The sequence below is a fragment of the Enterococcus sp. DIV0712 genome (assembly GCF_050554855.1).
In the GTDB taxonomy this organism is placed as follows: domain Bacteria; phylum Bacillota; class Bacilli; order Lactobacillales; family Enterococcaceae; genus Enterococcus; species Enterococcus faecalis.
Genome location: NZ_CP187333.1, coordinates 594,638 through 617,112, shown reverse-complemented (window position 1 = coordinate 617,112; position 22,475 = coordinate 594,638). Strand labels below are relative to the sequence as shown.

General features: G+C 38.0%; 24 protein-coding genes. 2 read left to right on the top strand and 22 right to left on the bottom strand.

The features are described from left to right. Nucleotides 1-108: 108 nt before the first annotated feature. Together IGL42_RS03000 and IGL42_RS02995 are read right to left on the bottom strand one after the other, a co-directional pair. Nucleotides 109-339: a hypothetical protein gene (locus IGL42_RS03000; protein ID WP_002355737.1), complete on the bottom strand. Its 231-nt coding sequence runs from the start codon at nucleotides 337-339 to the stop codon at nucleotides 109-111. Nucleotides 340-417: 78 nt separating this feature from the next. Next, complete coding sequence (locus IGL42_RS02995; protein ID WP_002363253.1) at nucleotides 418-1,170, bottom strand: tyrosine-protein phosphatase; 753 nt, start codon at nucleotides 1,168-1,170, stop codon at nucleotides 418-420. Between the two features lie 173 nt (nucleotides 1,171-1,343). On the opposite strand from IGL42_RS02995, the gene IGL42_RS02990 reads away from it, so the two are divergent. Beyond that, entirely contained in the window at nucleotides 1,344-2,822 is a 1,479-nt protein-coding gene (locus tag IGL42_RS02990) for a helix-turn-helix domain-containing protein (protein ID WP_010710768.1), read from the top strand. Nucleotides 2,823-2,876: 54 nt separating this feature from the next. Here IGL42_RS02990 and lepB read toward each other — a convergent pair whose 3' ends face one another. From lepB to acpS, 7 genes are all read right to left on the bottom strand, one after another. Beyond that, the gene (lepB, locus tag IGL42_RS02985; protein WP_002397969.1) at nucleotides 2,877-3,626 is read right to left on the bottom strand and encodes a signal peptidase I; all 750 of its coding nucleotides are present in this window, start codon (nucleotides 3,624-3,626) and stop codon (nucleotides 2,877-2,879) included. A 57-nt stretch (nucleotides 3,627-3,683) separates the two neighbouring features. After that, nucleotides 3,684-4,010, bottom strand: a complete 327-nt coding sequence (locus tag IGL42_RS02980; protein WP_341872957.1) for a hypothetical protein — start codon at nucleotides 4,008-4,010, stop codon at nucleotides 3,684-3,686. Continuing rightward, a complete protein-coding gene (locus tag IGL42_RS02975; RefSeq protein ID WP_010710769.1) occupies nucleotides 3,991-5,286 on the bottom strand; it encodes a hypothetical protein in 1,296 nt (431 codons plus the stop codon). Before IGL42_RS02975 ends, IGL42_RS02980 begins: the two co-directional genes overlap by 20 nt. A 24-nt stretch (nucleotides 5,287-5,310) precedes the next feature. Then, entirely contained in the window at nucleotides 5,311-6,006 is a 696-nt protein-coding gene (locus IGL42_RS02970; RefSeq protein WP_002355730.1) for a hypothetical protein, read from the bottom strand. 318 nt (nucleotides 6,007-6,324) lie between these two features. After that, a complete protein-coding gene (locus IGL42_RS02965) occupies nucleotides 6,325-6,702 on the bottom strand; it encodes a type II toxin-antitoxin system PemK/MazF family toxin (RefSeq protein ID WP_002355729.1) in 378 nt (125 codons plus the stop codon). Nucleotides 6,703-6,717: 15 nt separating this feature from the next. Next, complete coding sequence (gene alr, locus IGL42_RS02960; protein ID WP_002355728.1) at nucleotides 6,718-7,833, bottom strand: alanine racemase; 1,116 nt, start codon at nucleotides 7,831-7,833, stop codon at nucleotides 6,718-6,720. A gap of 29 nt (nucleotides 7,834-7,862) precedes the next feature. Continuing rightward, nucleotides 7,863-8,216, bottom strand: a complete 354-nt coding sequence (acpS, locus tag IGL42_RS02955) for a holo-ACP synthase (RefSeq protein WP_002355727.1) — start codon at nucleotides 8,214-8,216, stop codon at nucleotides 7,863-7,865. A 304-nt stretch (nucleotides 8,217-8,520) separates the two neighbouring features. On the opposite strand from acpS, the gene IGL42_RS02950 reads away from it, so the two are divergent. Beyond that, a complete protein-coding gene (locus IGL42_RS02950; RefSeq protein WP_025189488.1) occupies nucleotides 8,521-8,787 on the top strand; it encodes a hypothetical protein in 267 nt (88 codons plus the stop codon). 60 nt (nucleotides 8,788-8,847) lie between these two features. Here IGL42_RS02950 and cshA read toward each other — a convergent pair whose 3' ends face one another. From cshA to IGL42_RS02885, 13 genes are all read right to left on the bottom strand, one after another. Further along, nucleotides 8,848-10,395, bottom strand: a complete 1,548-nt coding sequence (cshA, locus tag IGL42_RS02945) for a degradosome RNA helicase CshA (RefSeq protein ID WP_002355724.1) — start codon at nucleotides 10,393-10,395, stop codon at nucleotides 8,848-8,850. A gap of 302 nt (nucleotides 10,396-10,697) precedes the next feature. Next, the gene (locus IGL42_RS02940; RefSeq protein WP_002355722.1) at nucleotides 10,698-12,071 is read right to left on the bottom strand and encodes a UDP-N-acetylmuramoyl-tripeptide--D-alanyl-D-alanine ligase; all 1,374 of its coding nucleotides are present in this window, start codon (nucleotides 12,069-12,071) and stop codon (nucleotides 10,698-10,700) included. Between the two features lie 78 nt (nucleotides 12,072-12,149). Beyond that, the gene (locus IGL42_RS02935; protein WP_002355721.1) at nucleotides 12,150-13,220 is read right to left on the bottom strand and encodes a D-alanine--D-alanine ligase; all 1,071 of its coding nucleotides are present in this window, start codon (nucleotides 13,218-13,220) and stop codon (nucleotides 12,150-12,152) included. Nucleotides 13,221-13,360: 140 nt separating this feature from the next. After that, nucleotides 13,361-13,807 carry a YaiI/YqxD family protein gene (locus tag IGL42_RS02930; RefSeq protein WP_002358788.1) on the bottom strand — a complete coding sequence of 149 codons (447 nt, stop codon included), beginning with the start codon at nucleotides 13,805-13,807 and terminating at the stop codon, nucleotides 13,361-13,363. Beyond that, nucleotides 13,804-14,832, bottom strand: coding sequence for a hypothetical protein (locus tag IGL42_RS02925; protein ID WP_002355719.1), 1,029 nt, complete (start codon nucleotides 14,830-14,832; stop codon nucleotides 13,804-13,806). Before IGL42_RS02925 ends, IGL42_RS02930 begins: the two co-directional genes overlap by 4 nt. Nucleotides 14,833-14,925: 93 nt before the next feature. Then, nucleotides 14,926-15,936: a sugar kinase gene (locus IGL42_RS02920; protein ID WP_002379155.1), complete on the bottom strand. Its 1,011-nt coding sequence runs from the start codon at nucleotides 15,934-15,936 to the stop codon at nucleotides 14,926-14,928. 9 nt (nucleotides 15,937-15,945) lie between these two features. After that, complete coding sequence (gene dagF, locus IGL42_RS02915; RefSeq protein WP_002361094.1) at nucleotides 15,946-16,689, bottom strand: 2-dehydro-3-deoxy-phosphogluconate aldolase; 744 nt, start codon at nucleotides 16,687-16,689, stop codon at nucleotides 15,946-15,948. 3 nt (nucleotides 16,690-16,692) lie between these two features. Then, on the bottom strand, nucleotides 16,693-17,799 hold the full coding sequence (locus IGL42_RS02910) for a DgaE family pyridoxal phosphate-dependent ammonia lyase (RefSeq protein ID WP_010710771.1): 1,107 nt from the start codon (nucleotides 17,797-17,799) through the stop codon (nucleotides 16,693-16,695). Next, on the bottom strand, nucleotides 17,789-18,898 hold the full coding sequence (locus tag IGL42_RS02905) for an amidohydrolase/deacetylase family metallohydrolase (RefSeq protein WP_002388962.1): 1,110 nt from the start codon (nucleotides 18,896-18,898) through the stop codon (nucleotides 17,789-17,791). Before IGL42_RS02905 ends, IGL42_RS02910 begins: the two co-directional genes overlap by 11 nt. 8 nt (nucleotides 18,899-18,906) lie before the next feature. Continuing rightward, nucleotides 18,907-19,995, bottom strand: a complete 1,089-nt coding sequence (locus tag IGL42_RS02900; RefSeq protein WP_010710772.1) for a DUF871 domain-containing protein — start codon at nucleotides 19,993-19,995, stop codon at nucleotides 18,907-18,909. 8 nt (nucleotides 19,996-20,003) lie between these two features. After that, entirely contained in the window at nucleotides 20,004-20,303 is a 300-nt protein-coding gene (locus IGL42_RS02895) for a hypothetical protein (RefSeq protein ID WP_002363233.1), read from the bottom strand. A gap of 25 nt (nucleotides 20,304-20,328) precedes the next feature. Next, a complete protein-coding gene (locus tag IGL42_RS02890; protein ID WP_002358780.1) occupies nucleotides 20,329-21,642 on the bottom strand; it encodes a PTS sugar transporter subunit IIC in 1,314 nt (437 codons plus the stop codon). 130 nt (nucleotides 21,643-21,772) lie between these two features. Then, nucleotides 21,773-22,468: a DUF4310 family protein gene (locus IGL42_RS02885; protein WP_002355710.1), complete on the bottom strand. Its 696-nt coding sequence runs from the start codon at nucleotides 22,466-22,468 to the stop codon at nucleotides 21,773-21,775. Nucleotides 22,469-22,475: the final 7 nt, after the last annotated feature.

Genomic DNA, 22,475 nt, shown 5'->3' with positions numbered 1-22,475 from the left:
TTTTTTTTGTGCCTGAATAACTTTAGCATAAAATACAAGAGAATAACAAACAAAAGCTTGAATGTTACGACACATTTTTAAAATGTCGTAAGTTCAAGCTAAGTTTGTTTATTTCATATTTTTAGAAAATTCCGAAACGACTTGTTTAACTTCATCAATGGCTTCTGGTTTTAAATAAGCCAAAAGTTTTGGTGCTTTTGTCATCAAGTACATTTTATCTAATTTGCCTGTTTGTTGGCGTTCAAACATTTCTGCAAGTAGCGCTTGCATTTTTTCTTTTTTATCTTCTTTTGTTCGATCTAGTATGAACGTTAAGAATTGTTCTTGTCCTTCTTTCATTCCCTATCCCTCCTTACAAACAGATTCTTTTCTATTATAAAACTTCTTTTTTAGAAAGGATAGTCCTTTTTTTAGGATCTATGATTTTGTGTACAGACTTAGCATGTCTTTTTTGGCGGATAAAGGTAAGCCGAGTCCCTCTTTTAAATAGCCCTCTACCGAACCAAATTCTTTTTCAATCGCCTGTAAAGCGGTCGCTAAGTACTCTTTTTTCACATAAAGCAGCGTTTCTAATTGTTGAATTTCTGCTGGAGGCGTTCCATTTGCTTGATATTGCGCAATAATTTGCTCGTTAGCGGTTTTTCTTTGCTCGTTCGTCTTTAAATAATCTTCTAAAATATAAGAATGTTCCACACCTAAAGCACTTAATATCAAGGCTGCGCCGATTCCTGTTCGATCTTTTCCTGCGAAACAATGAAATAAAATAGCTTCCTGTGGATAACTTAAAAAGTTTTCAAAAAATGTTTGGTAACCTTTGCGCCCCGAATTGGAAAGAACCATTTCCTTATAAGCCATGTCCATAGCTTCATCGGGTGAACCAACCGTTTTAAGCATTCCTTCTAATGAAGCAGTCTGCGCCTGAATATCGGCCAAAATATCTATATGTAGATAGTTGGTTCCTTGAATTGAATCATCTGGTCGTTCTTGCGTTTCCGCTGCACTTCTAAAATCATAGATTCGTTTAATTTGATAGTCCTCTACCAGTTTCTGTTGATCCGCTTGTGCAATATTGACGAGTTCACCACTCCGAAAAAAATGCCCTGTCTTGACAACTGTGCCTTGTTGCGTTGGAAATCCTCCAATATCTCTAAAGTTCACCACGCTGTTCATGTTCTATCGCTCCTTCATTTTAATTATTTTGTTATCATTTAAATACTTTGTTTTTTCTTTTTATTTCTTTTTCTCAACGATAATAAAAAACACCTCAAAAAACAATCTTTTTATCAGTTGTTTATTGCCATTTTATCATAGATACAGTATTCTTAAAAGAGAGGTGAGTAACGATGCTAAAACGAGATTTTTTAGAAAAGCCTTATGATTATATGAATGATATTTTATTGTTCCTATATAATAATAAAGGTCAAGCGACACGAAATGAATTAGTAGATTTTTTCAATATTAGTTTACCAACATTGAATGAGTATCTTTCTTTTTTAGAGCAATTTTTGAAAGAAGAGCAACTTCAAGAAAACCTCACCTTAACTGTATTAGGTGACACTCTATATCTAAATAAAGCGCCTACCTTTTCCATGAAAGCAATGATCATGTTGTTCTTAGATAAATCTATTAAGTTTCACATGGTCCAGCAACTCCTCCATAAAAATGAAATAAATGGCGGGTATTTCCAACAGAATTATGCCATTAGCTCTGCTACCTATTATCGAAAAATTGTTGAATTAAATGACTTACTCAATGAGTTTAATTTACGTATCAAACGAGGAAAACTTGTCGGCGAAGAAAAACAAATTCGCTTTTTCTTTTTTAATTTTTTCTGGTTTATCTTTGAAGAAAAAACAGATTTAGAAAAAGAACTGGCCAATCAATACCTAGGATTAATCGAGATATTACAAGAAATCCCCAGAATTACCTTTGACCATACAGAAATTCTCCAAATTAAACTTTGGATGAAAATTTCTTTTCGTCGCATGGTTTTAGAACCCCTGCCAACGATTAGTCCACAGGATGTCCAACTCGATCGACCTTTATTTGAAGAAATTAATTTATCTATACATACATATATGAAAAGAATCGACCGTCCATATACAATCAACGAAGCCTATATGTTTTATGACTTTTTTTGTTCCATGCATAATTATTCTGCGAATGCTGCTTTCGCCTTTCGTTTAGCAAAACAACAACGAATTGAAAAAACGTATCTTAACGAAATGAACCGGGTCATTTTAACGTACCTTAAAGCACGTGGTTATTTATCCCATTACGTGCTGCCTATTCGGCTACTTTATATTGAAAATTTACTTTTCCAATTACATGCGCAACTCTATTATTTTTCAGGATTTATTTTACCCTTTGATTATTGGACAATTCAGTCACTTTTGAAAGTCGTACGTCATCCTTTTAGCGAAAGTGAAGTTTACGAATTAGTGGAGATCGCTACAACGAACTTTGCCACAAAAGCCACTGCTTCTAAGTACCAAAATCAATTTACTGAAATTAATTATACACTTATTTTGAATCACATTGCTGAATTAAATGAAAAAAAAATAACGATTGGTGTTTATCACTCACTGAGCAGTGCTTATAGCGAGTTGGTAGCACAAAAAATACAACAGAGTATCGCTGGAAAATATCCGCTGAAAATTGAGCCTTACAACGCAGAAAACCATTATGATTTGCTTTTAATGAATACCAATAATGAACAGCTCGTTGCCCAGTATGACCATTACTATATTTTTTCGGATATTAGTAATCGTTACGACCTACAATCAATTGAAAAAATCATTCAATTGTTATTGGGCAAATAATCTCTAATAAAAAAAGCTTAAGTGCCCTACTCTCAGATGGCTGACTTAAGCTTTTTATTTTACTTTCCCTATTTCCTTAAACGGCGCCATTTTAAACACCACGATTCCTTCAATCGCTTGTATCTCGACAAAGCCGAACGTACGACTATCACTTGAATGCGTACGATTGTCCCCTAAGACAAAGTAATGACCAGCTGGAATCTTCTGAAACAGGCGAAGTTGGGCTGCCGCTTTTTCTGATAAGTCAAAACGACTGGCATTCTCAGGCAGTGCCTCATTATCGCTTGCTATAGGTTCTTCTGAAAGATAAAGTTTTCCCTCGTTTACCCAAATTCGATCACCAGGAACCCCGATGATTCGCTTGACGTACGTACCTTTGCTAGCTAGCGGTGCTTTAAATGCAATCACATCGTACCTTGCTACTTGCTTCGTCCGTTGTACTAAGACTCGTTCCCCTGCGTTAAGTGTCGGCTTCATGGATTGCCCAGCAATTGGGTAGCTAGATGTCTTTAACACAAAAAAGAACACAAAAATGGCGAAAAGAATAGCTGGCATAAAAAATTTAACGACTTGGACGCGTTGTTTCTTTTGGTAGGCTTGCCGCTTTTTTTTAATCTCTTCAGCGGTCATTTTTCTTTTCGGTCCTCTTATTGATTGATGGTTATCTGTTTGCTCAAGCAAATATTCCATTGCTGTGTTAGCCTTTTGCTTTTTTAGCTGATATGTCGCAGGCAACTTTTGCTTCAAGAAGGCGCGCTTAATGTGGCGAATTGTTCGCATAACGGGCTTTATCCATTCTTCCATCGTTTTCTTAAAAGGAAAAGCTTCTTAAATAAACTTTTCCTTTCTTGCTCCTTTTTTCTATTTAACTAATTGCGTTCCTTTTTTTATATAACTACTACGTAACTGGTTTTCCTTCATAAACTGATTCAATGGTTTCTGCGCATCTTGTGCCAGCTCCCAAATACTTTGATTTGCTTCTACAAGATATTCGCTCTTCTCTGTTACTATGTTTTTCCTGATAAGCGGTTGCCTTAGCGACTGCTCTTCCTTTGAGACAGCAGCAGCCTGTAATCTTTCTGCGGAGCTACTTAATGTAACAGCTAAAAAAAGGATCCCAAGACAATGTAGTTTCCTTGCTCCCATTAACTTTTTACTGACCATTTTATTAATAATTATCTTGTTCAAGACGTGTCAGTTTAGTTAAGCGTTCCTCTAATTCGCGATAAATCTCAAGTACTTCTACTTTTGATGCTTCGACTTCATTCGAAATACTTTTCGCTCGGTTACCAATATTTAACATTTCTAATTCTGCGGAATTGATTAGGTGTTTTGCTTCTACTTTCGCTTCATTAACAATCCGATTGGCTTCTTTTTTGGCAGAAACCATCACTTCGCCAATTTCTTGTTGCGATTTTAAAGCCTCTTCTTGTAATTGCTGATTTTTCATTAATAAATCGTTAATTTGCTGTTTTGCGCGTAGCAGTTCTGTTAACTGCTCACTACTCGGTTCAATATTTTTTGAAACGGCTTGTAGTGTCTTCAATTCTTTTTGAACTCGTTCTAAATTGTCTTCTTTGGCCTCTACTTCTTTTCTTAGAGCAGCTAATTCTCCTTCGTAAACTTGCTTTTCAGCAAGATGTTTGTCATTGACACCTTGTAGTCGACCTAGTTTTACTTCTGCTTCATTTTTTTGCTGTAAACTATTTTGAAGCTCATTCTTTAACTCCTCCATGCGCTGTTTCACAATCACTTCTTGTTGGACAGCCTCTTGTAAGGCTTGTTTTTCGGCTTCTACTTTTTGTAATTGTACAGTTAGTTTTTCAATTTGTTCCTGCAATGCTTGTTGAGTCGTTGTGCTTTCTTCTAATTCTGTCGTTAACGTTTCTACTTGCTTTTCCATTCCTGTAATATCTCCTTTTTTCTCCAACTTTCCTTTTTCTTCTGCTAAATGGTTGTGTAATGTCTGGATATGTTGTTGCTGTTCAGCCGATTCTTTTTCTAATTCTGCCACTTGCTGCGTTAATTCACTTTCTAAACGTTCCATTTGATTATGTACAGTGGTTAATTGTTTTTCTGCATTTTGCAGATTTGTTTGAAGAGTGGTAGCCTCTGTCGTGGTTTCACTGTTTGTTTCCAGTTGCTCTTCCAATTCAAAAATTTCATGTTCTTTTTGATTTAGTATTTCAAGTAATGCCTGATTTTTTTCTTCTAACGCTTGTTTTTCCGTTTCTTGTTGGTTCTTTAATTGCTCATTTTCTTCTTGAAGTTTTTTAAAGGCTGTTTCTTTTTTCTGATAGTAGGCGAGCCTTTCTCTTAACGTCGCCATTTCTTTTTCCTGTTGTTCCGGTTTGATTCCGCTAATTATTTTTTCTGGTTCGAATCCTGGCTGAAAAAAGACTTCTTTTTCAAGCGTATCATCCGAAATATCTTTAATTTTTTTGATTAAACGTCTTTTTGTCATCTATATGTCCTTTCTCTCGTCCTTTTAACTAATCACGACAGGCTCCAAATTTGTTTCAAGCGTCTCACGAGCATACGTATCAATGGATTTGACAAGGGTTTGCTCTTGATCTCGATAAGTAAAATTAAAATCAATCATGGTAATTTCTTTAACTGAATTCAACGCTGCAATAAGTGCTACAATATTGTCTTGGCCTGTTTGAAATTCATGGTAACTTAAGCCAACTGAAAAAACAGACAGCGTCAAGGTTTGTGTTTTTTCACTTCTAATCATTGTGATACTCGTCTCTCCGAGGTAAGGACGCCATTCACGCGCTAATTGTAATTCATAATTAGTCAAGACAGCGGCCGATTCTGCCGAAACAGCTTGCTTCCAGGGAAACTGATTTAAGGCTGTTTTTTTAATCGCTTGTTTTTTTATTTTGTCACCTTGAGTAGCTTGGCCTTGTGCCAAACGCTCGATCCGTTGTTCAATGCGGATATTTCGTTGATTTAATTGATAATATGTATAAACAATTCCTAACAATAATACGCTAAGTAGACAAACACTAAACAATAAATAAATCATTAAACGACTATTTTTCTGATACTTATAGAAATTTATTTTCCTCTTTAATGTCCGGTCCTCTGAATCCAGTTTTTCGACAAGTAATCGCAAATACAATTGATAGCTTACAAATAAAAATAAGCAACTACTCATTAAAAGTACAACAATCATCATACAAATATAATCTCCTTTATGTCATCGCTCGACAATCAAAACTTGTAAAATCACCTGTTACGCTCTTTAAAAACTCTATATAGTATTGATTGTAACATTCCGTTTGAGCCTTGCCAACAACTTTATTTAAAATACAATGATAAAATTTTATATTTTATATTTATATTTTAATTTTTAAAATATAAAACAAAAAAAGAGAGATGCCACTTGGCCATCTCTCTCGCTTTTACTCAAACTATGTTTAGCGAACCGAACTAGATCAGTCGCTTTTAAAAAAATCCAATTAGTCTTTGTTGATTTCATAGTAGCTATCGTTCTTTATGTAGCTGAATTTGCTTTTGCTGGGGCTGAATCGCTACTAAGTCCAACACTGATGCCTAAGGCACGATCAACTTCTTCCATAATATCAAGTCTCAAATGACAAACTTTTTCTTTCAAGCGACCCTTATCGATTGTTCGAATCTGCTCTAAAAGAATCACTGAATCTTTTTCAATGCCTGTTTCATCAGAATTAATCCCGATATGTGTTGGCAATTTTGGCTTTGCCATTTTGGCTGTGATCGCCGCAACGATAATCGTTGGGCTAAAATGATTACCTAAGTTATTTTGGACAACAAGGACAGGTCTGACGCCACCTTGTTCCGAGCCCACTACTGGGGAAAGGTCTGCAAAATAAATATCTCCGCGTTTGACCATAGTGGAACCTCCTATCTAGTTATATTCTCTGGGGATTCTTTGTGAGAAAGTACATGCAACTTCATAATGAATGGTTTCTAATTTTTCGGCTACCATTTGTAACGTATTTTCTTCATTGCCATCTTTTCCAACTAATGTAACGACTGAGCCGACAGGAACTTCTTCTGCTAAACGAATCATACATTGATCCATACACACTCGTCCGACGATTTCGCAACGCTTACCATTCACGAGCACTGTAAATCCTTGGAGATGACGCAACCAGCCATCTGCATAGCCGATTGGCACTGTCCCAATCCATTCTTCAGCTTCAGTTACGTAGGTTTCGCCATAGCCAATCCCTTCACCAGCCGCTAAGCGTTTTACATGGATGAGTTCACTGGTCAACCGTAAGGCCGGCTTTAACGCATAGCTTGGGGCCAGCTTATTACCTGAAGGGTTCAATCCATACATGGCTACCCCATAGCGAATCATGTTTCCTGGCACATCAGGATGCCATAACGCTGTCGCACTATTGCTAACATGGACATACCGAGGTAACTCTTCTAAAACTGCTAGAACAGCCTTAAAACGCCCTGCTTGTTTTTCAAAATAGCTTGTATCGATTTCATCAGCTGTTGAAAAATGAGTAAAAATCCCTTCCCATAAAAATTCTTTGTGGGATTGAACAAACCGCACTGCTTGCTTGGTCTCTTCCGGGGTTAAAAAACCAATCCGTCCCATGCCAGTATCGACTTTTAAGTGAACACGTAATGGCGTGTTACTCTCAGGCGTTAGTTGTTGAAGAGCAGCTTCTAACCATTCTTGTGTAGCTACCGTTACAGACAAATCATATTGAATCAACAAAGGCACATAAGCTAAGTCTACCACACTCAAAATTAAAATGGGGTCCTGAACACCTGCTTCTCTCAATTCAATTGCTTCATCCAATAAGGCGACACAAAAACCTGTCGCGCCACCTTTTTTCGCCGCTTTAGCGGATTCTACGGCGCCATGCCCATAGCCGTTCGCTTTTACAACCGCAAATAAAGCGGTCCCTTCTGGCAAACGTTGACATTCCTTTTGGACATTTTCAGTAATTGCTTGCGTATCGATATGTAACCGTGTAGGACGATGCCATCCAACGACCATTGTACATCCTTCTTTCTTCGTTGCTTCTATTATTCGCTTTCTAAAACAATTTGTGCAATCGCCATAGTATCTGTGTGCGTAATCGAGACAAACACTTTACCATTATGGGGCGAGTTTGCTACGTATGGTGCACCTGTTTTTTCAGTCAGCACCTCAATATCTTGTAAACCAACTTTACCAATCCCTGTGCCCCATGCTTTAGAGAACGCTTCTTTACAAGCAAAACGACCAGCTAAAAATTCTATTTGACGTTTTGTAGATAACTTTTCAAAAAGGGTCAATTCGTTAGGTGTTAAAACCCGTTGAATAAATGATCCTTGTTTTTCAACAATCGGTTTTATCCGACTTAATTCTACTGCGTCAATACCAATTCCCTTTATCATTTTCCGCCTTACTTCCTATTTAATATAGTTACTCCGAATTACCTTTCATTTTAACAAAATTTCAAAATTTTTCCACTGATTCGCTAAAAAAATAAAGAATGTTTTACAAGATCCTCACACAAATTGAAGTACCATACGTTTTCTTCCTATTTACATTTTTATAAAATTTTTCTGAATTTTTATAAAAGTAAGAAAACAACTAAGAAGTATCGGAAAAAAAGCAGGAAACTAAGTGGATGTTCTGATATTTTATAGAAAATTTTGGCTACTTATGGGAGAATAAAAAGAAAAAGGAGAAAAACGTATGACTTTAACTTCTCGGCAAAAAAAGTTACTTCGTTGCGCCCTGTTTATTTTTACTTTGTTGCTCTACATATTTCCAATCTTCTTTAAAAATCCCAGCCTATTTTTTCTCTTGCAACTGGTTTGGATCGTAACCATTCATTTGCTACAACAAAAACTGAAACTCTTCAATCTAACTTCCCCGTTGAAAACTTGGATAATTTTGGCGTTTTTCTTTTTTTATATCATTTTGATGCCTTTTTTACTTTTTTTGAGTTTTTCTATTTAACGATTATCTACCAAAAAAGAGCGAGTATTCCATTCATAGACGGAATACTCGCTCTTTTGATTATTTGGCGTTTTCGCGAATGACGAAACCACGTTTTTTATCGTTATGACGTTTGCCGCCACGTTGATCTTTATTTTTGCGGTCGCTATTTTTGTAATTACGGTCGCCATCTTTATGGTTTTTGTTGCCACGATAGCTGCCACCTTTACCATTGCCACCACGGTTGCGATTACGGTTGTTCCCACCGCCACCACCACGGCCATTTTTGTTAAAGCCTTTTTTATTTGAAGGCAATGGTCGTTCTGGGGTAATTTTTACAGGAACCGCATCTGCTGGATCTTTCGCTACTGTTTTTAATAATAACGCAGCTAAGTCTGTCGCTGAATATTTTTCTAATAACGCTTCAGCAGATTCTAGATATTTGTCTAAACCATTTTCTTCTAGATCACTTTCGATGGTTTCAACAGCTGCACTTAATTGTCCTTTAAATGCTTCCTTCTCGGTTGGTGGACGTAATGGTGTCATCCGTTTTTTCGTTAGGTTTTCGATGACATGTAAGTAACCCATTTCGTTTGGTGTTACAAACGTCACAGACATACCGCCTTTACCAGCACGACCTGTCCGACCAATACGGTGAACATAACTTTCTGGATCTTGTGGAATATCGTAGTTATAGACATGGGTGACACCTGAAATATCTAACCCACGTGCTGCTACATCTGTTGCCACTAAGATATCTAAGTTACCATTTTTGAATGAACGTAAAACGCTCATCCGTTTTTGTTGTGATAGGTCGCCATGGATGCCTTCTGCTTTGTAACCACGCGCTTCTAACCCGCGGGCAAGTTCATCAACACGGCGTTTTGTCCGACCAAAGACAATGGTCAATTCTGGGGTTTGCACGTCTAGTAAACGTGTCATAATGTCAAATTTTTCAAAGTCTTTTGAACGTACATAATATTGATCAATTAAATCAGCCGTCATTTCTTTGGCTTTAATCTTCACATGTTCTGGTTGTTTCATGAATTTCACGCCAATATTCTTGATTGCTGGCGGCATAGTTGCTGAAAATAGAAGTGTTTGACGTTGTTCTGGCACTTGTGAGATGATTTTTTCAATGTCTTCCAAGAAGCCCATGTTTAACATTTCATCTGCTTCGTCTAAAACTAATGTTTCAACAGTTTCTAATTTCAAGGTACGACGATTAATATGATCTAGTAAACGTCCTGGTGTACCTACAACGATATGTGGACGATCTTTTAGTCCACGGATTTGGCGACCGATATCAGCCCCACCGTAAACGGCTTGGACGCGAATCTTTTTATCGCGGCCTAAACGGAATAACTCTTCTTGTGTTTGGATAGCCAACTCACGGGTTGGTGCAATGACTAATCCTTGAATAACGCGGTTGTCTGCGTCAATTTTGTTAAGCATTGGTAAGCCAAAAGCAGCGGTTTTCCCTGTTCCTGTTTGTGCTTGTCCGATTACGTCTTTTCCTGCTAACGCTAACGGAATTGTTTCTGATTGAATAGGGGTTGCTTCCTCGAAGCCTGCGCGTTCTACCGCTGATAATAATTCTGGCGCTAAACCAAGTTCTTTAAATTTCAAATGATATCCTCCTAGATTTTGTTTCGGAAAGAACGATTTCTTCCTAGTTTCAGGTGTCTTCACTTTCAGTTGTTAAAAAGAAATCCATTATAGTGTGCCAACTATTTCTTCTTTCCTGATTTCACCGAAAAATTCACCTTATGGCATTAGAAAAGCCAAACGTGGTCGTTCAGCTTCACATTTATTATTAAACATAGAAATAGATCTATTTTATTTACTACGATTCAATTTTTCTCGTCATCTTCCGGCAATAGGTCATTCTATCATAGAATCCTATTTTCAGCAAGTTTTATGAAACTTATTTACTTTTCCAAAAGTGCATCGATGACTTCACGAAGTCCCATCCCGTTACTTCCCTTTAAAACCACCATATCTTCTGGCTGTAAGACTTTTTTGACAGCTTCAATCAACTCATTTTTTTCTTCTTTTTTAAAAGAATGAATGTTAGCTGGTGCATAGGTTTCTTGCAATTTATCAGCTAAATAAGCCATTTCAGAACCATATAAAAAGACTTCTTCAATCGCATCTGGGGCTAAATGCTGCGCCATTGCTTGATGCATGGCAGCAGAATCAGGACCTAATTCCAGCATGTCTCCTAAAACAGCAATTCGTTTTCCTACTTTGGACATTTTGCTAAAACTGTCCAGAACAAGACCCATAGCTGTCGGATTGGCATTGTACACATCACTTAAAATTTCGGCACCATTCGCTGCTTTCAGCCATTCTGTCCGATTCTTTGTTAGTTCCGCTGTAGCCAACCCTTTTTGAATCTCACTATCCGTTAATTGGAAATACCGACCAATGCCAATTGCGATTAATGCATTGGTGACATTATAGGTTCCTGGCACTGGAATCGTAAACGTCATTTGTGTATCACTGATTTTGAATGAGGTTTGCTCTTTGGCTTCATTTGTGACGATTCCTTGAAGTTGACTTTCCTGGCTAAAACCAAAAGTAATCACTTGTTGCGTGACTTTTTCCACCAATGGTTCTAGCAAAGGTTCATCGCTTGGCACAAATAAACTACCGTCTTTGGCTAAACCATCTACGATTTCCATTTTTGCTTGTGCAATGCCTGCTCGTGAGCCTAAATTTTCCACATGGGCTTCGCCAATCATTGTGATGGCAGCAACTTCTGGCTGAGCCAGATTGGAAAGGAAAGAAATTTCCTGAGCGTGATCCATGCCCATTTCTAAAATCAGTTTTTCTGTTTCATCAGGCATGTGTAAAATAGTATAGGGTAAGCCAATTTGATTATTGTAATTGCCTTGCGTTTTGTAAGTCACAAACTTTTCAGATAACACAGCAGCAATTAAATCTTTAGTGGTGGTTTTTCCATTACTGCCAGTCACAGCGATGACATTCGGTTGCATTTTATTTAAATAATAGGTAGCTAATTTTTGCATAGCAACCAGTGGATCAGTAACATGCAAAACAGGCAATTGTTGCGGCGCATCGACTAAATCCTGTCCCCAAAAAGCGGCCTGACAGCCATTAGCCATGGCACTCTCAATAAAACGATGACCATCATTTTCACCTTGTAAAGGAACAAAGAGATTTCCTTTCACAATTTTACGACTATCAAATTCAATGCCTGTTAAAGGAAAATCAGGCCATTGTTGCCAATCATTACTGGCTTCAACCGCTTGCGCTACTTCCCAGAAGGTTAATTTCATTATGTTTTGCTCCTCTGACACAGGGACTGGGACATGCCAAAGTCTTGTCATGTCCCAGTCTTGTGTGATTTTTTCTTCTTAGTTATTATAAAATTCTTGGCGTTGTTTAAAACGATTCAAAGCTAACTGAATCAGTTCCTCAATTAAATCACTGTATTTCAAGCCCATATTTTCCCACAGTAAAGGATACATACTAAAGTCAGTAAAACCAGGCATGGTGTTCAATTCATTCAGGAATAATTCGTTTTTGCTTGTTAAGAAGAAATCACAGCGACTTAAGCCACTTCCATCTAACATAATATACGCTTTTTTAGCGTATTCTTGCGCTTGATGAGCTACTTCTTCTGGAACATGCGCTGGGATTTGCATTTCAATCGTGTTATTGATGTATTTTGCATCATAATCATAGAAAGCGACATCTTTCACCACTTCACCAGGTAAAGTCGTACGGACATCTTCATTTCCTAAAATGGCTACTTCAATTTCACGTGCTTCAATCCCTTGTTCAACAATTGCTCGGGCATCATAACGGAAAGCTTCTTCCAATGCTTCTTGCAATTCTTCACGATTTTCCGCTTTGCTAATTCCGACACTAGAACCCATATTGGCAGGTTTAACAAAGACCGGATAAATTAAAGAACCTTCACATTTCTCAAAGACTTCTTTTGGATTTCCTTTCCAATCACTTCTTAAAACTGGCACGAATGGTACTTGTGGAATGCCAACAGTTTGTAAAAGATATTTCGTCATGATTTTGTCCATTGCGTTAGCACTAGCTAAGACACCTGCGCCTACATAAGGCATATTAATGGTTTCCATGAATCCTTGAATTGTTCCATCTTCACCATTTGGCCCATGTAAAACAGGGAAAACAATCGCTTCTTCTTCATAAATTTCCGAAGGACTGATTCGTTTTCCTGAAAATTCGCCTGTTTCTTCAGGTGTTTGTGCCCAAGTTAAATGTAAAACTTCTTTATTTTGTGGTCGTTCAGATAAGAGAGGGCCTTTTACCCATTGACCATCTTTACTAATAAAGACTAACTGTACTTGATAATATTTATAATAGATTGCATTTAAAACGGAATATGCAGACAAAACAGACACATCGTGCTCTTCACTTCTGCCGCCATACAACAAAATAATCTTCAAATGCTTGTCCTCCTAGTTTCTTTCCTGTCTTTTAGAAAAAATTATTTTTCAAATTATCCTTACTTATTTTAGCATAAAACCCAGTTTCATAATAGAAGCAAATTTAGTGAAGGCAAAATTCTTTGCTTGCCTTTTCCTTGCTAAAGACTCCGTTCCACCAGCTCAATAAGGGCTTGTTTAAACGTTGTTCTATCTTGGTCTGTAAAAGGTTTAGGTCCTTTCGTTCGGCCACCTTTTCGCCGAATTTGGCCACTAAAATAGCGTTGTTCTAACAAGCCATCAATATTTTCTTTCGTATATTGATAACCCAGTTGATGTAAAACTGACACTCCCTTTGGCAAAACCAAGGAAGCTAAGCCATAATCTTGTGTAATTAAAAGATCCCCTTTTTTTATTAACTGCACAATTTTAAAATCAGCAGCATCCGCTCCTTTATCAACATACACAAAAGAGACATTTTCTGGATAATCTTTTAAGGAATAATGATCTACACTAGTAACAATCACCACATCCAAAGCTTTCTCTACAGCGACTTCAATAACCGTCTCTTTCACAGGTGAACCATCGCCATCGACAAAAATTTTCATTCATTTCCCTCGCTTCTTCCTTGCTCTAACCATTTGGGATGACGTTGAAAGTAGTGTTGTAATTCGTCAAAAACGACTTCTTTAACCACTTCATATAACTCTGTATTTCTTAAAATGGTTTTCGTTGCATCCGTGTAGCGGGGCTTTGGTATCGTAATGGCTAAAACAAAATCAAATTCTGCTAAAAAACTATCTGCTGTCACAGATAATGAGTAATGTTGTTCCTCTAAAAATTGATTAAAGGCGGCCACTACGCCATCAAGAAAACCCTCATAGTGGGTTCCACCAAGACTGGGATAATGCCCATTAACAAATGTTTTTTGCACTTGCGGTGCATGATTTTTACTCAAAATAAATTGAACAAGGGCCAATTCTGTTTGCTTTGCTTGAATAATCGGTGCAGCTTTTCTAGTTAATGGGTTATCTTTTTCAAATAAATAATTACTTAAACCTTTAGGGTAATAACAAAGATTTTTTTGTTCCTCTTCTTGTGTTAAGAGAATCTTTAAGCCTGGATTCAACATGGCAATCTGTTGACATTGTTGTAAAACACGCATATAAGAAAGTGATTCTGTACCAAAAATTTGCGTATCTGGCCAAAACAAGACTTCAATTCGTTCCTGGGTTTCTTCAATAGGTAATAATAATCGTTTTTTCAATTGCCCTTGATGATAAATAAAAATAGTCCGCTGTTTTTCTTGATCGATACTGATTCCTACTTGTTTTGAGAAGGCTTGTAAAACAGATAAATACAGAAAAGGTGGTTCTAAATCGACTTGCTTTTGTTCAAAAACAAGCGGTCGTGTGGAAGATACCTGAAAAGAGATTTGTTGACGCGATAACTGTATAGCAATTTTCCCTTGATTCTTTTCAATGAAAAACTCTAATAAACCGTTAATTGTCTGAACAAGTAAATTCTCTAAGCCGACTAAGCCAGTCGTTCCAATGAACGCTTCTGGTCGTTTTTGAATCCGTTCAATAAATTCATCATTTTCTAAAACTGTTAAAAGATGTGCAACACTCATCCTGCTGCCTCCTTTGCAATCTGTTTCTTTTAATTATAATGAAAAAAAGACCAGAAGAAAAGCCACACACGACTTTTCTTCTGGTTTTCTTCTTTAACGAATTAAATCAATATTCGGATGCTCAAGAACGTGATTCACTTGTTTGACCGTTGTCAAAGGAATATCTCCTTGAATCGTATGTGCAAGGACCCCATTGACTGTGGCAAAGGTAACTGCCTTTTCTAACGACCAATTTTGGCTATAGCCATATAAAATCCCCGCCGCATAAGCATCACCAGCACCAATTCGATCAAGATTAAGAAGCGGTCTTTTTTCACTCTGTTGGTACTCATTTTGGGTATATAAATACCCACTTAAGTAGTTTTGATTTTGGGAATGACTTCTCGTTGTCCCAGCAAACCATTCCAAATTGTATTGAGACATGAAACGCTGAATCAGTTCAGTTTCTTGTGCCTCACCTTCTAAATCTTCTCGCGGAATGAAACCCAATAGCTCGACCAAATCACGTCGACTGCCAAAAACAATATCACAATAAGGTAAAATGCGTTCGTACTGTTGACGCATAAAGAGTGCGCTATTTGCTGTATTCAAACTAGGTCGATAATTAAAGTCAAAACAAACTTTCTTTTGATAGGCATGCGCCTTTTGAGCAAGTATCAAAGCAGCATCACGAGTTTTTTCAGTTAAACTTAACGAAATACCACAAATATGCACCATATCTACTTCCGCTAAAAAGGCCTCAAAATCGTAGTCCTTCGCCTCGCTGATGCCAAAAGCACTCTGATGGCGATTTTGATAAGTTACTTGTGTGGGGCGGATTCCATAACCCATTTCTGCAAAAAAACTACCAATATGATCGCCCTTTTCTCCTACCCATTGATCTGAAATTCCTAACTTCCTTAGCGCTGCTTTGCCAGCTTCACCAAGACGATTGGCAGGTAATTTCGTAATCAATGCTGTTTCTAGTTGAAAATGAGCCAAATTTGCTAAGAGATTTACGCCAGTCCCTACAAAGTTCATTCTTAACTGCTCTGTTTGTTCTAACATTAGATACTCTGGCGGAGTGAAACGAAGCATGACTTCACCAAACGCAGCAATTTTCATCTTTGCCACCTACTTATTCAATGTGTTTTTCATCATGGTTAGTAACGTTTTCACGTCTTCTGTTCTAGTGTCCCCTGTTTCTTGATCGATAATTGAGCTGTAGACATGAGGAATGATTTTTTTAACGCCGGCATCCACCGCAATTTGAACAATTTCTTCAAAGTTTTCTAAATCAATGCCCCCTGTTGGCTCTAAATAAAAGTCATACTTGGCACAAGCTGCTGCTACTGCTTGGTATTCTTCTTTGTGAGCCAAGCCTTTCATCGGGAAATATTTAATGGAACTGCCTCCCATGTCTTTCAACAATTTGATGGCAGTTTCGATAGGCACTTCCGCCGCTGGCGCACCAGAGCTTAACGGACCTGTCGCAATGTTGACATAGCCAACTTTGCCTGTGGGTGAAACCAAGCCATTTATCACTGTTTCGTCTTGACGAAGTAAGGCCCGCGAAGCGCCGACACCTGTGAAGACTTGGTTCACGTGTTGCGGTTGTAGAACTTCTGATAAGCGAGCCACCATTTGACTTTGATTTGGATCACCAGCTCCTAAGCCGACAGATAAAGCGTTGTTGGTTGCTGCTTGGTATTTTTTCATGTCGTCAATAGCTGCTTCATCGGTTTCATAGTTTTTTGAAAGGACGCCTAACACAACATGCCCTTCTGCTGCTTCATAACAGGCTTGGGCATTTTCTACTGAATTGGCTAAGACGTTTAAACAAATGCGTTCTTCTAAATAATTAGGTTTTAATGACATGGCTTATTTCTCCTTTGTGTCCATAATTTCTTGTAATCGTTGCACGATTTTGTTCATTTCTTCTTGATTGACAGAACGAATGTCAAATTCAATGATGCCATTGTTGGCTTGATATTCTCGCGTATAAATAGCTGGACTTTCTGCTTTTAATGCTTGGATGACTTCCTTGGCAGTTTTTCTGCCGTCCACTTTGACACTGGCGCGATAAATGTCTCGACCAGCGCCATCTTGGACAATTTTAGCGGTTAAATCTGACAAGTTGTTGATGGCTTCAACAAACGGTTTTAAGCGCTCTTGCATCGAAGCCCCTGATTCACTGCCGTGCGCCAAGTATTCTTCCACTGCTTGCGTAAAACCTAGGATATTGTCTTTGCCAATTTTCATTGCTCGACCAATGCCTTTGCCTTGTAGGCGCACCCAGTCAATGTATTCTTTTTTCCCGACCACTAAACCGGCACTTGGCCCTTCAATGGCTTTGGCGCCGCTGTAAATCACCAAATCAGCGCCTGCTTCGGTGTATTTGAAAAGATCTTCTTCTGCTGCCGCGTCAACAATTAGCGGCACCTTGTGGCGTTGCGCCACTTTGGCCGCTTCGGCCACCGTCAGCATACTTTTTTGCACGGTATGGTGGCTTTTGATGTATAGAATGGCCGCTGTTTTTTCAGAAATCATCATTTCCACGTGTTCTGGACTGCACATGTTGGCGTAGCCAGCTTCCACCACTTGGCCGCCGCCTTGCGCTATCATAACTTCTACAGGCGTGCCGTAGTCCACGTTGTGCCCTTTAGGTAAAACAATCTCTCGCTGTGCGATCTTTTCTGTATAGGGATGATACGCGTGGTACAAGCTGCCTTTTCCAATCAAGGCAGCCACCGATTGGGCAATCCCCGCCGAAGCCGAGGAAACGATTTGGGCATCTTCTACCTTCAACAAGTCGGCTAAAAAGGCCCCTGTTTGCACACTAAGTTCACTCATTTCAAAGAAATGTTCGCCGCCGAATCGTTGAGCCGCGAGGACTGCCTCCGAAACTTTGGAGACACCTAGAATGGTCATTTTGCCAGAAGCATTAATGACTTCTTTTAAGTGGAATTTTTCGTAACTAATTGTCATAGATTTGTCCTCCAATAATTGTTTTGATTGGGCGAATTTGCTCTTTGGCTACTCGTGTCAATCCATTAGAATCAGTCAATGTTTTTTCTTCTGCTTGAATCGTGAAAATCGTTAAATCAGCATCTTTACCTATTTCCAACGTGCCTTTTTGAGCTAAATGGAAATTCTCAGCAGGAGCCTTGGTTACCTTTTCAATAATTTCTGGCCAATCATAGCCGACCACACGGAGTTTTTCCATCGTTGTGGCTAAATCATAAACAGGACCATTTTCTCGGTTACGGATGTAGATATCTGTGCTAATTGATGCAGCTTTCATTCCCTCGCGCAACGCTGTTTCAGCTACGTGAAAATTGAAACTATCCGTACCATGCCCGATATCAAATACGACCCCTTTGTTGTACGCTTGCCAAGCGAAATCTTTTATTCTATCCGTTGCTTGGTCTAAGATACCATTTTCTTTCCCATTAAAACAATGGGTTAGGACATCCCCTTTTTCCATCAAGGTTAAAATTTCATCTAAATGAGGCGGTGCTGATCCAATGTGAACCATTAAGGGAATTTCTTGGTTCTCTTGCTGAATCTGTTTGGCCAATTCTAAAGGCGTAATGCCGTTATCGCCAATAACGGTCCTACTCATACGGGCTTTAATCCCTACAACAAAATCTGGTAATTCTTGAATCGCTTTTTTGACTAAACTCGCTTGTACTTTACTTAAATCTGCGAGTTCGTCCTGAGCAACGATGCCCCATTTAGAAATATTGACTAATCCAAAAACATTTGTTTTTGCTTGCTGCGCTAAGTCATAAAATTCATGAATGTTTTCAGCACCTGTTGTCCCAGCATCAATCACTGTCGTAACACCCTTTTTGACCCCAATTTCATCTGGATAATCATAATAAAGAGCCATTTTTTCAAAACAATGAACGTGATCATCTATCCAGCCTGCGGATACATAAGTACCTGGTTCTAAGTGGATAGTTTCCTTTGCAGAACCTGAAATAGTTGCTGCAACAGCAGCTATTTTTTTCTCTTTAATTGCAATTTCAACAGGCATACCATCTACTGTCTGTCCATTTTTTATAAGTAAATCGTAGTCCATATTCTTCCCTACTTTTCTATAAATCTAAATTTTGTCCAAGACTTAATGAATTCTAATAATACAAGTTCTTCTTCTATAATACGCCCTACTCGATTTTTGCGTGAGTCTTGATGTGGTTCTAAAACGACTTGTAATTCATTTTTGTATTTTCCAAATGCATCATTTCCCACAACAACATCTCCAGGTTGTAGCATTGCTTGATTATCATGTGGGGGATTAGCTTCATTTTTATATTTTTTACGCACTTCTGTGGAACGAATCATCTGCTGAGTGATATCTCCACGGCGAAAATGTTGATTTTTTGTTACGATTTCTTTTTCAATTTCAGAAGTCGCTTCTTCAAAAACAATGGTCAATTCTGTTTGATAACGATTCAACTGACCCAATGCTTCTAATTCTTCGTTGGAAGCATAAGCATTTCCAATAACAACATCATCAATTAAATTTGTTGCAAATAAATGTTTAGCTTGAACAGTGACTGGCAACTGTCTATGCATTTCTAAGGTAGGTAGCCCATCATTCACATCCCAAGGACCAATTTCACCTACCTGTGATGAAATAAAAGCAGCTGTCCGAATACCTTCCTTTTTAAAACGGATGCTACATTTTTCAAAGAAATCATACGGCAATGCAGTTCCCGCTTGTGGATAAAAGTTATGACAACCATATAAGAAAGGTCGATTCGCTTCATACGTCAAAATGTTATCAAGATAAGCGACATCATTACTCATATTTAACTCAATAGCCACGCCGAATGGATTAAACGTCAACATGGCTTCTTTATTTCCATCAAAACCTGTATCCAACCGAATCCCATCAGCTCCTAATTCGCTGAAAAAAGTCAAATCATCATATGAAATTTCCAATTCATCAAAGATACTTGGAACGACATCTAAAATTGTTTCAAATCCTAAATTTTTCGCATAACTAATTAATTCTTTAAATTTTTTCTGAACCGCTTCTTTGCCATCGGTCACTTCTAACATACTCATAAAAATGCGAGTAAACCCACATTCGCTGGCTTTTTTTAAATACGCTTTATCTTGATTGATATCACTATGATCTGGATAAACTGATACACCTAATGCTCTTTTCATCTTCGTTCTCACACTCCGCTATTTTCAAATTTATTTCGAAATTTCCAAGCAATCACCGAGCTACACAGGATTGTTGTAGAGCCAACGAGCAATACTGGTTGATTTAGAAATCCGCCAATTATCATGGAAAGAGTAATACAAACTGCCGTAAAAACCAACGTCTTTACCAAACCAAATTGATAAACAACAGTAGGCAACTGCCCTTTTTCTATAATAATTTGACTAACGATAAAAAAGAAAATGAACCAAATAATCATCTTATACGCTCCTGACTTTCTTCTCTGACTTAGAAGGGGCAGGATATTCATATCAGAACACCCGCCCTAACATTTTTTAATTTTTTGCTGCTTGTTCAGCTGCTAATTCTTCTGCTTCTTTATCCAATTGTTGTTTTTCATAAACTTTGAAAAATGGATAGTAGATAGCCATTGTAATTAAGAAGTTAACAATCACTAATACTGCGGCCGAGAAACTCCAATTGGTACTCATCCAAGCAGCAATTGGTGCTGGAATTGCAAACGCTAAGCGTGCAGCCATCATCGGAATTATATTAGCGACTGTTAAGAAATAAGATAACGTTGTGGTAATTAACGGTGCCACGATAAACGGAATACCTAAAATAGGATTCATTACGATCGGCGTTCCGAAAATAACTGGTTCATTAATATTAAACAAGCCTGGTAAGAACGATAAACGGCCAAGACTTTTCAGATACGTTGATTTAGAAAACATCATTAAAACAACTAAAGAAAGCGTAGTTCCAGCGCCACCAATCCAGATAAACCATTGTAAAAACTGTTCTGTAAAAATATTAGGTAACTGATGAACGTTTGCACCATTGGTAAAAGCTTCAAGGTTTTCTGCAATCGACATATCCCAGAAAGGACGAATAACTGGGCCCATAATCGCTGGACCATGAATCCCTAAAACCCAGAAGAAACAGATTAAGAAGACTGTTAGTAAGCCGCCAAATAAACTGTTACCAGCAAGGATACCTTTAAGTGGCATTAATAACGTACTCAAGAAACCATTCAAATCAAAACCAATTACGTGGCGAATAACCCAGAATAATAAAAGAATAACTGCTCCTGGAATTAACGCAATAAATGAATTTGACACTTCAGGCGGTACGCCATCTGGCATCTTAATCATAATATCTTTTTCAATAAAGAAGCGATAAATTTCAACAGATAACAGCGCTGTTACAATCGCACCAAATAAAGAAGCTGAACCTAAATTTGCTAAATTAATATAGCGCCCTGCTGTAATGACGTTGTCAACATCTTCAAAGACACGTGTTGGTGGTGCCGCTGTTACTAAAAAGGCCATTAATGCTAAAATTCCACACGTCAAAGAGTCAAGCTTATAACTTTTGGCCAATGATGAAGCAATCCCAAATGTTGCATAAAGTGCAAGTAACCCCATCGTATAGCGGGAAGGAATATCTAAAATTGCTTGATAAGGTTCAATCAATTTTGTGTATGCCTCAATTGGAATATTTTGAAAAATTGTAAAGAATGAGCCCACAATTGTTAAAGGCATCGTTGCAATTAATCCTTTTCTAATCGCCGTCATATGGCGTTGCGAACCAAATTTATTCGCAATCGGCATTAACTTAACTTCCATCCACTGTACAAAACCATTCATTTGTTAATTCCTCCGTTCAACTAATAAAAATAATAATTATTTCGCATTTATAATAACATAGTAACATTATAATGTAAACGCTTATTCTTATTCATGACAGAGAAAGTGCAAAATAAAAGGCTTTTTCTTATTATAAAGAAACCGGGAATATTGCACCAAAAATCATTGCGCCTAAAATTGCGCCCCCAGCAATTGGTTTTTTCCAAATGTAAAAACCTAAAGCTCCTAATGTGGCACCAATCCCAATAGGAATCGAAGCACCCGCCGCACTCAAAATAATTAACGGGCCTAAGAAACGTCCTGAGGCATTACCAGCACCCATCATCACATCCGCACCAAAAGTGGAATTTCCTTGATTGATAGTAAATTTCCGAATCAACACAATTACGCCGCCAACTGCTAACCCTAGTATCGCACCTGTTAAAAGGGCTAAGCCAAAGTTTTCTACAGGTGCTTTAATACCCATGCTGAGGAAAATTGCAGGTACGCCAATCCCAATCCCCGTTAAAATTGAGCCACCTAAATCTAAAATCCCGACTAAAGAACCTTCTAAAATTCGTGCAAATAGGAAACTTGCACCAAATGCTGCGGCAGCACCATAAGAACCACCATCTAAACCAGCTTTTAGCATCGCAACAATTGAAACTTCATTAAAGGCGCCCACACCATAAACTACATACATATGTGTTCCTGCAAAAATTGCCGCTGACATAATCCCGACTAAAATGGGAAAGCCCCAATCAGCATACCAAAAACTTTTGCCTTTTAAACCTTCTTGAATTTCTTGTTCTTGTTGTGCCCATTCATTTTTTTCTTGCTGTTCCATCTATGAG